The sequence below is a fragment of the Geomonas sp. Red32 genome, assembly GCF_023652955.1.
GTDB lineage: Bacteria > Desulfobacterota > Desulfuromonadia > Geobacterales > Geobacteraceae > Geomonas.
In genome coordinates this window covers 570,458-585,484 of record NZ_JAKLOY010000001.1, presented here as the reverse complement: position 1 = coordinate 585,484, position 15,027 = coordinate 570,458, and the positions used below count along the sequence as shown (strand labels likewise).

The following is a 15,027-nucleotide window of genomic DNA, read 5'->3' as shown; positions in this document are numbered from 1 at the left end:
GCGGCCCGGGAGCTGGGCCGGCAGAAATGCAGCGGACCGCGGCGGCTACCGGTTGAGCCACTTGGCGGCGTCTTTCACCGAGCTCTGGTCGAACTTGAAGCGGAACTTGAGATAGGGGCCCTGGGCGGTGTAGTCGGAGACCGAGAAGTCCTTGTCGGTGAAGCCCATCAGGTTGTAGCCCAGCGAGAGCCAGGCGTTTTGGACGATGTTGTAGCCGACCGATACGCCGGTGGAGTAGTCGACCTGGCCGGCCCCCCAGGAGTGCAGCACGCTCCCGCGGAGCCCGAGGTCCCAATCCTTGGCGAGATCGTAGCGCCCTTCGATCCCGACCAGGTCGGTGTACCCGCTGTAGCGCATGCTGTCGATGGTCTCCAGCGCGTACTTGGCGCCGTACTGAAGGGAAAGCTCGCTCCTCGTGAGCCTCAGGTTGGCATTCAGGTTGTTGACCAGCCGGCGGCTCTCCTGGCTGATGGAGCCGGGGGCGTCGGTGTTAGAGTAGATGACGTCGAGCCGGTCGAGGATGATCCAGCTGGTCTGCCGCGGGCGGTAGACCAGGCCGAGCCTCAGGTCGTCGTTGATGCTGGTCCCGCCGGTGATCGACTTGCTGTCGTAGAGCTGCAGCCTCGCCGACCAGCCCCATCCCTCCTTGGGCTCCCCGATGAAGGAGGAGATGATCCCCCACTTGTCCTCCGAGGTGGAGGTGCGGTACTCGACCCGGTTGCTGGTGTTCCAGTTCTTCTCGGTGTAGTTGGTCCCGAGCGAAACGGCGGTGAAGTCTTCGCTGGAGCCGGAGGCGGCCGGGACGTTCGTGTTCAGCGTGTAGTTGCTGGACTTGGCCATGGTCTGGCTCCGGTCGAGGCTGCCGTCCACGCTCCACTTGTCGGTCACCTTCCAGGTCTGCTTGAGACCGAAGAGGGCGAACATCCGCTCCCCGTTGTCGTTGGTGTCCCGCTCCATGCTGCTGTTCAGCGACCCGCCGCTCCACGGCAGCGACTTCAAGCCCACCCGGGTGTTGTTGGTGTTGGCGCCGTCGCCGCTGGTGAACTCCTGGTCGGCGGTCAGGGTGACCTTCTCGGTCAGCTTGAGGTCGGCGCCGAGCACGGTCCTGGTCGGGAAGGTGGCGTTGGCGTTGCCGCTGATCGACTGGTCGTGGTCCGCCCTCAGGGTGAGCCGCTTGTTGAGGGTGAGCCAGCTCCCCCCGACGTTCAGCTGATCGGACTCCTTGGTGGTGCCGTCCCCCTGGGTGTCGTTGGCGTAGCGCGCCCCGACGTGGGCGGAGTAGGGGCCCTGCGTGTAGGTGTTCCTCTCCTCCACGATGTCCTGGTAGCCGCCGGCGGCGAGGTTGTACTGGCGGTAGGCCTGGCCGCCGACCGAGAAGCTGTCGGAGAGCTTGTAGTTCCCCTCGGCCCCGAACTTGCGGGTCCCGTTCTCGCTCCCGTTTTGCTGCCCGAGCCCGAAGCCGTTCTCCTCCTCGCGGAAGTAGGCCCTCCCCACGAAGCTCTTCGACTGCTGCTGCACCTCGGCCAGGAAGGCGTCGCCGTGGCGGTGATCGCCCGCGTAGTCGGTGTCGGTATGGGCGGCCTCGCCTTTCAGCGTGGTGCCGGTGGAGAGTCTCGCGGTGGCGTCCACGCCGTAGCTGTTGGCGGAGCCGGTGATCTGCCCCTCGTGGAGATAGGTGAAGCCGGTCTTCAGCTTGTTGTCCAGAAGCTTGGCCCCGACCCGGCCGCCGTAGGTGAGCGCCTCGGTCCCCTGGTTGTTGACCTCGTACTCCGCCACGATGAAGATCGGGTTGAAGTTCTCGTCGCGGGAGGGGATCGGCTGCTTGAAGAAGATGGTCCCGGCGTCGTAGTCGATCGTGTAGTCGGTGTAGCGGGCCATGTCCTGGCTGCTCACGATGATCTCGCTCCGGAAGCGGTCGCGTACCTGGATGGTCACCTTGTCCGAGTTGAGCACGATCGGCTTGCGGCTCAGGTGGTAGAGGCCGGAGGTGCCGTCGCCCTGGATCTCGTCGCGGGCGTAGGCCTGGGCGGTGTTGGTCCCGAAGACGTTGGCCTCGAACTTCTTCCCTTGCCATTCAGCCTTCACACCGTTCAGGCGCCGCGAGTAGCGGGAGAGCTCGGTCACCGTGAGGCCGGTGTCGAAGTCGCCGAACAGGGCGTAGAACTGCTCGCGCTCGATCTTCAGGTAGACCTTCCTCGCGCTGGCGGCGTCGTACTGCTGCTGCGACGCGTCGCCATAGAGGGTGTAGTAGGTCTCCGGGTTGATGGTCTGGAACAGGCTGTTGGAGGCCTGCGGGTTCTGCTTGGCGCTGTCGTAGGCCATGGTGAGGAGCCATTTCCCCTGGATGGTTCCCTTCCCGTAGAAGGCGACCCGGCCGTCTTCGTAGAGGTTGTTGTCCTCGCCGGAGGCCTTGAAGTTCTCCATGTGCCCGGCGACCGTGTTGTATCCCACCGTCCCCTCGCCCAGGCCGACCAGGATCCAGTCGCGCATCTTGGGCTGCACGTAGGTCTCCACCTCCACGGTGGTCTTGCCGGAGGCGAGCACCGCGCGGTAGGGGCCGGAGGCGTTGACCGGCTGGAAGAGCGCCCATCCCTCGGCGTCGACCGTCACCTTGTCCCCTTTGTCGGCCGGATCCTTGAACATGGTCTCCTGGCGGTACGGCTTCAGGTTCCCTTCCTGCACGCTCAGCTGGGTGGCGGAGCGGAAGGGGGTACCGGCGGCGTCGAAGAGTTCCAGCCGGACCTTGACCGGGCTCTTGCCGTCGGCCATGTTGCCGTCGGTTCCCGCCACCCGGATGGTGGCGATGGCGCCTACGCGGGTCACCTTGGCGATCTTTTCGAAGCGGACGTTGCCGAAGGTGTCGGTACCGCGCAGTACGATGGTGTGCTGGCCGGGTTCGCCGAAGTTGACGCCGATGTAGCTGTAGAGGGTCTTCTCGGTGCTGTTGTCCTTGAGCGTGAAGCCGATCCGGTCGGAGCCGATCTCGGAGCCGTCCACCAGAAGGTGCGGGGTGAGCTGGGAATCGATCACCACCCTGACTGCCGAGATCGGGTCGGGGAGGAGGAAGCCGTCGGCCGGGGACATGATCCCCACCTCGGTCAGCCTCGGGCTCTTCGCCGTTTCCTTGGGGGAATCCCCCGCCGCTGCCGTCGCGAGATAGCAGACCTCGGATTCGCTTCCGGAAGCGGGCATGCTCATCATGGCGGCGCCGGTCTCGGAGACGAGCGGCAACGGGTAGCCGCTTACCGCGGCGGTGGCCGGGGCCGCGAGGTTGGCGGCCAGCATCGGGTAGCCGGCGAGCCCCCTGGCGGCGGGGAAGCCGGGGAGGAGCGATCCGGAGACCGAGGATGCCGCGCCCGTGGCGGCGGGCCCGGTGCTGCCCGTCACGGACCCGGCCGCTTCGGTACCTTCGCTCTCTTCGTTCTCATCGTTGGCCGGGACAGTGGTTCCCTTGGCACCGGCCGCTTTGGCATCGGCCGCGCCGTTTACCACCACCGATGCCGCCGGGCCGCTGCCGGGAACCGCGCTGGCCGAGCCCTGGCCCGGGATGTTCCGGGTGGCGCGGTCGGCGTCCTTGGTGATCTTGGTGGATACCCGCTCGACCACCTGCTCGGTGAGGATGGTCACCTCGACGCGGCGGTTGAGGGAGCGCCCTTCCGCGGTCTTGTTGCTCGCTATCGGGACGCTCTGCCCTTTGCCGGAGGCGGAGATCTGGGCCGGGGTCAGCCCGAGCTTCTCTTTAAGATAGAGGGCGACGCTGCGGGCGCGCGCCTGGGAGAGGGCGGCGTTGTCGCGGTACACCTTCCGGCTTCTCGGTGCGATCCGGGTCCAGTCGGTGTGGCCGACCACCAGCAGCTGCCGCACGCGCATGAGGCCCTTGGCGGTGAAGTTCCGGATGGTCTCGGCGGTGGCGTCCAGGGTCTTCTTGTCATCGGGGGAGAGCGCCGCCTCGAACACCTCGAAGGTAGGCCGCACCACCAGGCTCGGCAGCGAGCCCGCCTCCTGCTCCTTGATCCTGACCACCACGTTCTCGACCGACACCGTGTGCTCGGTCTTCCCGCTCTCGCCGCCGTAGGCCACCGTGGCGCGGGTGATGAACTCGCCGGAGGGGGCCTCGGGGGTGAAGTCGGCGGCCAGCCGCAGGGCGACCCGCTCGCCTGCCCCGCCGTTCTCGAGGGGGAAGCTCAGCACGCGGCCGGAGACGGCCGGATCGGGGACCGGCTTGCCGCCGCGGGTGGCGCTTCCGGCCCGGTAGCGGAGCCCGGCGGGGAGTTCGATCTCGAGGGCCCGGGTGCGGGCCGGGAGGCGCGAGAGCTCGACGGCCGGGGTGAGGATGACCCTTCCCTCCTCGAGCTGGCTTCTCAACTCGAGGGCAATGGCGTCGGGAGCGGAATTCCCGGCCACCGGGGCTGGAGCCGCCTCCGGCTGCGGATCGCTCCAGTCGTCCTTGGCGGTCTGCTCGGCCTCGGGCTCCGGCTCGCTCCCTGCCTGCTCGGGGGCCCAGTCGTCCTTGGGAGGCTCGACCTCTTCGGCCTCCGCCTTGGCCGACGCCGCGGCCTCGGCGCTCTTCTTGAGCTCGGCGAGCCTTGCCTCGGTGATCTTCATGGCCGCTTCGTCGGCCTTCTTCTTGTCCGCCTCGGCCTTTTCGGTGGCCCGCTTCCGGTACAGCGCCACGTCGTCCGGCCTTCCCACCCGGAAGTCCGCCCGCCACATGGTTCCCCCCTGGGCATCCACGAACTGGGAGAAGGAGCGGCCGGCGAAGCGGGTGTTGTCGCTGCAGCTGTAGACCTGGTACCCCTCGGGGAGCGAGTCGAGGTCGAGCTGGATCACGTGAGTCCCCGGCTTCACCCCTTCGAAGTGGAACATCCCGCGCTTGTCGGTGTTCACGAAGGTGCCGTCTTCCAGGTAGATCCGGATCCCCTCCACCCCTTCGTCCCAGTCGAGGCCGCAGGGGCCGCGCTCGACCCTCCCCATGATCAGGCTCTTGCTGTTCATGAAGTCGGAGTGGACCACCACGGTCGCCTGGGCGGTGTTGGAGGCCGCGCCGTAGCTTTTCGCGGTGGCGTAGTTGATCGCCGCGCCGTCATGGGCACCGGCCGCCACCTCGACCACGTAGCGGATGCTGACGCTCGCCTTGGGGGCCAGGTCGGCCAGGCTGAAGACCATGGTCCGCCCGTCCGGGGCGATGGCCGGGTCTCCGATGTGTGCGCCGTTGGCGGTCGCCGAGCCGGGGCGGTAGCGGAACCCGGTGGGGAGCGTGTCGGTGATCGACACGTTGAACGCGGTCGCCGCGGCGTCGTTGTTGGTGAGGTCGAGCTGGTAGGGAACGAAGTCGCCGATGGCGGCCATCCCCTTCCCGGCGCTCTTCAACAGCCAAAGCGAAGCCGGGAGCGGATCGATCGGGATGTCGATGTGCACCGACGGCCCCGGGTTCACCACGAACGGCTCCAGCCTCGACCCGGTGGTGAGCGAGAAGGGGCCGGTCGGAAGCGCCTGCAGCTGGGCATCGGAGACGGTCGACGGGAGCGAGTAGCCGGGGGGCGTGGTGATCTGGAAGCGGTAGGACCCCGGCTTGACGAACGGGTAGCGGAACTGCCCCGGCGGGTAATCGTAGCGCCTGCCGGTGGTGTCGGTCGGGGTGCCGCCGGTCACGATGGTGGCCGGGAAGGTGGATACCCCGTTGTCGCCGAACACCTGGGCCGGCTGGCCGGTCGCCTGGTCGATCAGGGTGATGGTGACCCCGTCCACCGGCTTGCCGGTGATGCTGTTGAAGAGGATGCCGTAGGGGTCGACGATGGCCACGCTGTTGACCGTCTCGGTGCCGTCGGTGGTCGTGTAGACCGCGGTGATCTTGCTCCCGTCGGTGACCGGGAGGTAGCCGGAGTAGGTCCCCGGGGCGGGGTTGACCTGGCAGGCGCTCCCCGAGGACTGGATGTAGCCGGTGAAGACCCCGGTGTCGGCCCCGGTCTCGTTCAGGCGGAGCACCTCCACGTCGCCGGTGGCCGGATCGGTCAGGGTGACCACCGCGCTGTCGGCCACCGCGGGGTCGAGGTTGCTCCCCTCGTCGGTCAGCCGGACGAAGATCGGCTCGCACTGGTGGAAGATGGTGGTCGGGATGAGCGGTACCGGTTTGGTGAGATCGATCGGCGCGGTCGACCCGGCCGGCACCGGCGGCGGCATCATCGAGAAGGAGGCCTTCGAGTTGCCGGTGGTGCTGTAGTAGGTCGGGGAGACCACCACCTGCTCGGCGGTGGAAAGAAGCGGTGCGTACTTGAGGAACTCGAGGACCGGGGCGCCGGAGACGGCGGCCTTTACGACCGTCACCCGGCTTTCCGCCAGGGCCATCGAGTTGCTCTGAAGCTGGACCGTGTTGACGATGCTCTCCTGGGCCGACACGGTGGCGGCGGACAGGAGGGAAACGACCATCCAGAGCAGGGCCCCTGCGAGCGGGAGCCCTGCCTGGAAGGTGCGTTTGCCGGGCGACCCGGAAGCCGGACGCAGCTCCGCCGTGGACCGTGGCGCGGGCGCACCATGGCCTTCGTGGCGGCCGGTGAGGCCGCCGGCACTCTTGCCGGGCACAAGGCCGGCAAACATGCCGCGGAGGCTGTTAATCAGGCTTCGGGTCATTCGCGTGACAATCTCCGCCTAGTTCACTTTTACGCGGTAGACGATCATCACGAAGTTCTCGGTGCCGCTGTTCTTGGCGATGGTACCGAGGGTGTTGACGCCGGCGCCGGTCCCGACGTTGACGGTCAGGGTGGTGGTGGCGCTGTTGGTTGCGGCGGTGTAGGCCTGGTTGGTGGCGGCGGAAGTTCCCAGCGCCAGGGCGGAGCCGGTGCCGTCGCCGGCCGGGGAGTAGAAGACGTCGGCGCCCGAGCCGCCGAAGGCGCCGTACTGGAGGACGACGTAGCTGGTCGGGACGGCGTCGGAGAGGGCGGCTCCGGTGATGTCGTCGGTGCCCGAGTTGTTGCCGGCCCTGATCACGTACTCGAGGACGTCGCCGGATTTGGCGGTCACGCCGCTCGTGTAGTAGTTGGTGCTGGCCGCCCCGTTAATGGCGAAGGAGGTTGCCCCGGAGCCGGTGCTGTTGGAGCTCGCGGTGGTGACGTTGCGGACGTACTTGGTGATGTCGACCTTCGGGGAGCCGCTGGTCCAGGTGTTGAGCGCCCAGTTACTGGGGGTGCTGCCGGAGACCCCGCCGGTGGTGACGTTGGCCTGGGCGTAGACGTTGATGGCGGTGCCGAGCTGGATGACGGTACCGGGCTTGACGGTGATGTTGTTGACGGTCTTCTGCTCGTAGACCGGGGTACCGGCCGCGATCGGGGTGCCGAGGGCGGTGCCGTCGAAGGTGAGGGTGTAGGTGCCGTCGGCATTGACGGCGATGGCGGTCACGTTGCGGGTGTAGCTGGAGAAGGTGATCACCGAGCCGATGCCGATGCCGTTGACCTGGAGGGTCGTGCCGGAACCGGTCACGTGGGCGGCGTCGGGGGCCGGGATGACCAGGGTGTTGGCGCCGGAGGCGTTGGAGGCCCCCACGGTGGTGACCGAGGCGCCCAGCACGACGTCGAAGCCGAGCCCGGAGTTGCCGTCGGAGACCGACGGGTTGGTGGTGTTGACCACCGCCTGGGCGCCGGAGCTCCCCATGGCGACCGTCACGTGGTAGGTAGCCGGGCCGTTGGCGTTGGAGGTGAGCACCAGGGAGTCGGTCAGCGCCTGGTTGTCGGTGGTGATGTAGCTGCCGGTGCCGTTGTTGAGCACCAGGGTCGGGGCGGCGGCCACCAGGTTGACGCCGACGGTGACCGAGGCGTCTTTCTTGCCGCCGTTGAAGGTAAGGGTTGCGGTGTTGACGATCTGGGTGTTGGCCGCCGTGGATGCCCAGGCGTTGCTGCTTGCCGCAGTCACCAGCGCCAGCGCGAGCAGGGAGAGCGAGGTCCTGATCTTGTTCATACTGCTATCTCCTTGTCATACATCATTCAAAAGTGCTGGGTCCCGCGGCCGGGGCTGTTGCCCGGTCTTTTCCCCTGACGCCGCGGGGAACCCGAATCCATGGTCCGGCGGGAGGACCGTCTCCCGCCATGGAGAAGCGCCCGCTACGGAGCGCTCCCGGCCGGCTAGTTGACCTTCACCTGATAGATGATCACGAAGGTCTCGCCGGCTTTCACGGTGCCGCCGGCGGAAGTGCTGGCGCTGGTGCCAAGGTAGAAGTTGATGGGGCTCTTGGCGGCGGTGCTGGTGGCGTCGCCGGCGGCCACGTTGGCGCTCTCCACGGCCGAGGTCCCCATGTCGATGTTGATGGCGGTGCCGCCGTTCTTGGTTACCTGGGCGAAGATGCTGGAACCGGTCGGGGTGGCGGCGCTGGTGCCGTAGGTGCTACCCGCCACCAGGGTGGTGTAGGCCGGGACCGCGTCGGTTACCGCCACCTTGTTGGCGTCGCCGCCGGTGTTGGTAACGGTGACCTGGTACTCGAGGGTGTCGTTGGGGTCCGCGCTGGCGGTGCCGAGGTTACCGACGAAGCTCCCGCTCTTGCTGACGTTTCTCACCAGCTTGCTGATGGTCAGCTGGGGAGCGACCCAGGTGCCGTCGGTGCAGGCGACAGTGGCGGTTACCGGGGTGGGGCCCTGGGTGGAGCCGGCCAGGGTGAAGTTGACGGTGGCGTCGGTGTTGGTCTGGGCCACGCTGGCGGTGACGCTGACCTGCACGAGGGCCAATTCGGCGACCGGTACCGAGAAGTCGACCGCGTGGGTGTCGAAGTCGGGGGCGGCGTTAGCACCTACGTTGAGCCCGTCGATGGCGGTGGTGGGGAGGGCGGCCAGCTTGAGCTGACCCTGGGTCTCGCCGGCGGTCGATGCCAGGTTCGAGTAGGCACCGCCGGTGTTGTTGCCGGTGATGGTGGCTGCGGAGCCGCCGGAGACGCCGGAGACCAGGAAGGCCTGCTTCTTGCCGTCCAGGTAGGTCACCACCACGATCTTGTTGGGGGCGAAGGTGTTGGAGTCGAGCGAGCCGCCCGGGAAGAGGAGGGTATCGCTGGTCCCGGTGGCCAGGCCGACGCCGATGCCGCTGGCGAAGGTGTGGGTGCCGGCGTCCTGGGCGCCGTCGGCGGTCCCGTCGTACTTCAGGAACTGGAAGTGGGAGGTGACGTTGGTGGCCAGCGCCCCGTTGGTGTTGGTCCCCGAGGCGGCGGACAGGCCGAAGTTGTAGGTGTCGGAGCCGTTGGCGTTGGCGACCATCGCGTAGAGGGTGGTGATGGTCCCGCCGGACGGGGTGTTGACGGCCGGGAGGCAGCTAAGGCCCCAGGGGCCGGTGGGGCCGGTCGGGGCGGCGATGGCGTTCAAGCCCGCCTTGACCAGGTTCACGGTGACCTGGGTGGAGGCGTTGGCCGAGAAGGTGTTGTTGTTGCTCGCGTCCTTGTAGCTGACGGTTACCACGTTCAAGAGCTTGGTGTTGGCAGTGGTGCTTGCGGCGGCCTCCTGCGGCTGGCTGACCGCGAGGAGCGCGCCGAGCGCCAGGACGCCCGCTGCGGCGCGTCCGGTGCTGCGGATGCTGAAGGTGTGCTGCATGGTGATTCTCCTTTTCATTGAAGTCATTTCAAGGTTCTGCATCGATTACATGGTTGGATGCGCTGCCGGCCGTCCACGGTTCCTGTTCACGTCGATCTCCTTTTTTCGGGTTAGCGGATATGCAGGTTATGGGTAACGGTTACTTGACTTTCACCTGGAAGCTGACTTTCCCCTGGGCCCCGGCGGGGATGCGGTTGATCACCCAGCGGATGTTGGTGTACTCCTCCGGCGAGGCGACCCGTTTCTCCCCCCTGGTCTGGTAGGTCAAAAGGGCCGGCCGGTTGAAGCTCTTCCCGCCGTCGATCGAGAAGCTGACCTCGCCGGTCTCGCTGGCGCTCCCCGGGATGTAGACGGTTCCCTGCGGGATCGGGTCGCTGATCACCGCGTTGGTGGCGTCCTCGCTGCCGGTGTTGCGGTAGAGCACGATGTAGTGGATCACTTCCCCGGGGGCGAAATTCTTGGCGAGCACCATCTTGGTGCTCTTGGTCCCGTCCTTGGCGACGGTGATCTTGGCTTTCTCGGCCCTGATCTTGATCTCGACCTTGGGTGCCGCGAACGCCGCGGTTGCCATCAGCACGACGGCCATGGCGAGTATGACTATCTTTGCCTGCTTCAACATTGATCTCTCCTTTTCGCTGGTTCAGCTGAGCTGGAAAATTCCCTTGGGTTCTCTTAGTTGATCTTCACCTGGTAGATGACGTAGCCGGTCTGCCCCGGGGTCAGGGTCCCTCCCCCGCCGGTGGGGAAGGTGTTGGAGGCGCCGGTGCCGAAGTTGTAGTACATGGTGGTGGTGCTGCCGCTGGTAGTGGTCTTGCCGTAGGCGATGTTGGCCTGCCCGGAGCCGGTCGTGGAGAGCGATACCTCGGTGCCGGTGGTGGCGGTCCCGATCTTGGCCATCGCGAAGACGTTGCCGCTCCCGGTGCCGTAGCTCGACCCGGTGACCAGCGCCGAGTAGGTCGGGGCCACGTCGGTGGCGTAGACCGCCTGCGAGTTGCCGGTCCCGTCGTCGCTAAGTACGGCCAGGTACTCCAGCACGTCGCCCGGGTTACCGGTCACGCCGGTCCCGTAGTAGGTGTTGGAGGTGGAGTTGAAGGTGACCGCGATGGGGTTGCTCCCGGTCATGGCGCTGTGGGTGACGTTACGGACGTACTTGCTGATGGAGATCCTGCCGAGGTGCGCGGTGGCCTGGGCGATGGGGGAGTTGGCGGCAGTAGCGCCGGCCATGGCGGCGGTCAGCTGGGTGTACCAGGTGCCGGTGCCGTTGGCCGAGGCCACCGGGATGATCCCCTGGTAGGTGGTCACGTTGACGGTCTTGGACTCCACGATCTGCCAGCCGACCTGCGGGGTGAAGGTGGGGATGGCCGTGGTGCTGCTCGCGTTTTTCAGGGTGAGGGAGCCGGCCGGCACGGCGTTGTTGGTGGTGGTGGCCGGTACGGCCGGGTCGCTGACGGCCTGGACGATGAAGGGGCCGTAGGCGGTGGTCCCGTCGGTGATGTAGACGGTGTCGTTGACGGTCAGGCCGTTGATGGTGGTGGTGTCGGGGAGCGAGTGGGTCCCGCCGGTGTCGCTGGTCCCGGCGATGCCGCCGTCGGCGGGGACCGCGATGGTGATGGTCCCGTTGGCCGCGATGTTCTGGGCGGCCCCGAGGATGCTGCCGTTTCCGTTGGGGTCGAAGGTGGTGGCCCCCAGGTAGAAGCTCGCATACTGCTCGGTCGGCGTGGTGGTCGAAACCGACATGTTGGAGGGCGCGATGCAGTTGTTCGCGGTGGCGGTGCAGTCGCCCACCGAGAGGGCGACGGTTCCCGGTCCGTTGGAGTTGGTCCGCACCGAGAAGGTGTACGGGGCGGTGGCGCCGGTGCCGTCGGTGCTCCCCGGCGAACCGGCGATGGGGGAGATGATGGTCGGGGTGGCGGCCACCGTGTTGACGGTGACGTCCACCGACGAGCTCACCGTCGGCTGGCCGTTGCCCTTGGCGTCGGCGTAGTTGACGGTGATGGTGTTCCTGACGATGGCGTTGCCGGCGGTGCCGGGGAGCGCCGCCTCGGCCTGACCGGCGGCCAGCGCCGAGCCAACTACCAGGGCCGCGATTGCCGCGCCCCATCCCTTACCCGGGAGCTTCCATGACTGCTGCAGTTTCATTGATCTTCCTCCTTGTGACGTGAGCGGTTAACTGAACCGAATTACTCGTGGCAAAAACAAAAAAAGCCCGGCTTCCAAAGGAGCCGGGCGTGTTTCCGCCTGGCCATTTCACGGATGGCCAGGCGCCTAGCTCCTGATGCTCTTCGGTAGCCCGGCTATCCACTCGCGTGGACCCGTGGCTTTGCGTCACCGGATTGCTCCGGCTTTGCCTTTATCGGAGTTAGGTATCTTGTGGACTTGTAAAGGTTTTATGTCACCCGTAGCGGCCGGGATACGGCTTGCGGGTTCTCGTTTTCCTCCTGGTGGACGGCTGTACGGTCTGAGGCCGATTTCTACTAGCTTCTAATGATATTTTTGTATCACCGGTCTGGATTGTCACATTTCGACGCATTTTCCGGCATTTGGCTGTTTCCCGATCCGGCCATTTGGCGGCAGAGGGTAGGGTCAGCAATTGTGGCACAATAGCAAATCTTGCAGTAAATAAAAAGGGAATTTGCACTGAAATCATTGCTTAACTCACTAAAAAATGGAGTATCTGTCACAAGGAGATCACAGCGCTCTCATTGGTGATTCGGGAATTTCCCTTTGAAGAGAGGCTGCGAAACTCAGTCAGTGCACCTTTCGTACCTGATCCAATGACAGTTTTTTGCCTTGATTGTGCGGCGGGCTAAATAGTGTAAACGCTTGAAAAGTAACGGCTAGCCGGGTGGCGGCCCTTTCGGGAATGGCGGTTGGCGTTTTGACGGGAAGAGGCGGGCGAAACGGAAGGGGGATTGCGCGGGGAGGGTTAACCTGGGAGATACTACAGGGGGGCTGAAATATCTCCCAGAGATTGAATCAATTGACGTTGAGGAAGACTTTGAGGGCGGAGACTTCGGCGGCGGAGAGGTTGACCCCGTTATGACCGGTGGCGTTGGCCGGGAAGAGCGGGGTGAGCTTGCCCCCCTTGAGGGCGAGGTCGGGGCCGCTTCCCTGGGTGGAGTCGAGCGACCCGAGCGTATGGCAGGCGGCGCAGTTGGCGTTGTAGGTCGAGGCGGCGATGGCCGGGACCGGGGCCGGGGCGGGGAGGATGGCGCCTGCCCCTTCGCTCGCGAAGCTGAAGCTGGCGGCCACGCGGTAGACCGGTTTGGCAGGATCGCTGTCGTCCTCGACCTGGGCGTCGAAGGTGCCGGAGATGGCCTGGCCGGAGGCGGTCCCGAGCGAGGTGAAGGAGATGGTTCCCCCCACCGTCTTCAAAAGGGTCGACTGGTGGCCGTTGAAGAAGTAGACCGCGCCCGGGAACTGGTAGGAGGAGGCCGCGGGATCGAGCGAGTAGGAGGTGCCGGTGGCGAGCTGGCCGGGGGTGGCCACGTCGATGCGGGCCACGGTCCGGAAGTTGGGATCGGTGACCCCGGTGGCCACCGCCGCTCTCAGCACGAGGCCGAGGTTGGAGCTGGTGGCGCAGACGAAGTTGGCGTTTTCCATCCCGTAGTTATCGGTGGTGAAGAGGAAGGAGCCGTTGGCTGCCGCGGCGCTCTGCACCGGCTGGCTGCTCGCGTTGTTGACGGCCGCCGGAGAGTTCCCGCCACCGCCTCCGCCGCCGCAGGCGGCCAGCGTCAGTGCCAGGGCGACCATCGCCCCTTTCAAACCCCGTCTTCCCCATGTATCGATCGAATTGGCTGCCGGCGTTTTCATGGCCTCGCCTCCTTTTGCTTCCTTGTTGCCCTTGCTGTTACACATGAAGTGCCAGAACTCCCCGGTTCCGTATAAAACTTGAAAGTGGCCGAATATGCGCGATAAATCGGCGTGCAAAGCGGCGGTTTTGAAAGTCCTGTTCAAAAAGGGCGTGTGCAAAGTTTGAACTTGGGGCAGGGGGGGTATGTTCAGGAAGCTCTGCGCGAGTCGAACGGCGCGGGGGCCGGCCGGCGCCGGTGGGGAAGAAAAACGTTGTCAGTGCAGGGTGGAAGGTGGTAAGAGTTGACGCTTAGAAATTTTCCGGGGTAGCTATGGCCTTCAGGGACTTACGCGGCTTTCTCGCCGCACTCGACGCCGCCGGTGAACTGCACCGGGTCGCGGCCGAGGTGGATCCCGAGCTGGAGATCGCCGCGGTCACCGGCCGCCACTGCAAGGCGCCCGGCGGCGGGCGTGCCCTCCTCTTCGAGCGGGTCCGGGGCAGCGCGGTCCCGGTGGCCACCAACCTCTTCGGCTCCGCCGCCCGGATGGCCCTGGCCCTGGGAGTCGCCGGTCTCGGCGAACTGACCGGCCGGTCGGCACCCCTTTTTGCCTCCCCCGCCCTGGCTGTCCCCCCGGTGTCCGTCCCGGCCGCTCCCTGCCGCGAGGTAACGATCGAGCGGGGAGGGCTCGGCCGCTTCCCCTTTTTAAAGAGCTGGCCCGGCGAAGAGGGCCGCTTCATCACCCTGCCGCTGGTCTTCACCAGGGACCTCGCCACCGGAGAGGTGAACTGCGGCATGTACCGGGTGAGGATCTTCGACGATGCCACCGCCGGTCTGCGCTGGAAACCGGGCTCCGGCGGCTTTGCCCATTACCGCGGCTATGCCGAGGCCGGGGTCCCCATGCCGGTGGCCATCGCGCTCGGTGCCGACCCGGTCTTGACCCTGGCTGCCTCGCTCCCCCTGCCGGATTCCTTCGACGAGCTTTCCTTCGCCGGTTACCTGCGGGGCGAGCCGGTCGAGATTACCCCCTCCCTTTTCCCGGGACTGAGCGTTCCGGCCCGGGCGGAGCTGGTCATCGAGGGATACCTGGAGCCGGGGGCGTTCGCCGCCGAAGGACCTTTCGGGAACCACACCGGGAGCTATCATCCGGGTGAACAGGTCCCGATGTTGCGGGTGGAGAGGATCACCCATCGGAAGGACCCGATCCTGCAGGCGACCGTGGTGGGAGCCCCTCCCATGGAGGACTGCTGGATGGCCCGGGCCGCGGAACGGATCCTCCTTCCCCTGGTTACCCGGCTCTGTCCCGAGGTGGTTGACATACTGATGCCGATGGAGGGGATCTTCCACGGCTGCGCGGTGGTCTCCATCCGGAAGACCTTCCCCGGGCAGGGGCGCAAGGTGCTGGAATCGCTACGGGAGGGGAGCTGGCTTAGGCGCGGCAAACTCCTCGTGGTGGTCGACGCCGGCGAGCGGGAGGCCACCTGGGCCGAGCTCTTCTGGCGGGCCTTGAACGGGGTCCGCTTCCCGGACGATCTCGTCGCCGGGGAGGGAGTTTTAGGGGTGGATGCCACCCGCAAGCTCCCCGCCGAAGGTGGCGACGGGGCGCCCGGGCTCGTTGCCGATCCCGCGGTCGCCCGCTTGGTGGAGCGCCGCTGGCGCGAGTACGGTTTCTAGCAAAA

At 66.3% G+C, this 15,027-nt stretch carries 7 protein-coding genes and 1 riboswitch; of the genes, 1 reads left to right on the top strand and 6 read right to left on the bottom strand.

Translation table 11 applies throughout. The annotated features are described in order from the left end of the window. Positions 1-45: 45 nt before the first annotated feature. The 6 genes from L4X63_RS02585 to L4X63_RS02560 all read right to left on the bottom strand — a co-directional run bounded on the left by L4X63_RS02585 (position 46) and on the right by L4X63_RS02560 (position 13,370). The gene (locus L4X63_RS02585) at positions 46-6,627 is read right to left on the bottom strand and encodes an OmpA family protein (protein ID WP_250677022.1); all 6,582 of its coding nucleotides are present in this window, start codon (positions 6,625-6,627) and stop codon (positions 46-48) included. A gap of 18 nt (positions 6,628-6,645) precedes the next feature. Next, a complete protein-coding gene (locus L4X63_RS02580) occupies positions 6,646-7,947 on the bottom strand; it encodes a hypothetical protein (RefSeq protein ID WP_250677021.1) in 1,302 nt (433 codons plus the stop codon). Between the two features lie 164 nt (positions 7,948-8,111). Beyond that, positions 8,112-9,575 carry a hypothetical protein gene (locus tag L4X63_RS02575; RefSeq protein ID WP_250677020.1) on the bottom strand — a complete coding sequence of 488 codons (1,464 nt, stop codon included), beginning with the start codon at positions 9,573-9,575 and terminating at the stop codon, positions 8,112-8,114. A 121-nt stretch (positions 9,576-9,696) separates the two neighbouring features. After that, positions 9,697-10,176 carry a hypothetical protein gene (locus L4X63_RS02570; RefSeq protein ID WP_250677019.1) on the bottom strand — a complete coding sequence of 160 codons (480 nt, stop codon included), beginning with the start codon at positions 10,174-10,176 and terminating at the stop codon, positions 9,697-9,699. A gap of 53 nt (positions 10,177-10,229) precedes the next feature. Beyond that, positions 10,230-11,696 carry a hypothetical protein gene (locus tag L4X63_RS02565; RefSeq protein WP_250677018.1) on the bottom strand — a complete coding sequence of 489 codons (1,467 nt, stop codon included), beginning with the start codon at positions 11,694-11,696 and terminating at the stop codon, positions 10,230-10,232. 142 nt (positions 11,697-11,838) lie between these two features. After that, positions 11,839-11,916: riboswitch (cyclic di-GMP riboswitch) on the bottom strand. Between the two features lie 617 nt (positions 11,917-12,533). Next, positions 12,534-13,370: a c-type cytochrome gene (locus L4X63_RS02560; protein WP_250677017.1), complete on the bottom strand. Its 837-nt coding sequence runs from the start codon at positions 13,368-13,370 to the stop codon at positions 12,534-12,536. A 311-nt stretch (positions 13,371-13,681) separates the two neighbouring features. On the opposite strand from L4X63_RS02560, the gene L4X63_RS02555 reads away from it, so the two are divergent. Next, entirely contained in the window at positions 13,682-15,022 is a 1,341-nt protein-coding gene (locus L4X63_RS02555) for a UbiD family decarboxylase (protein WP_250677016.1), read from the top strand. Positions 15,023-15,027 lie beyond the last annotated feature (5 nt).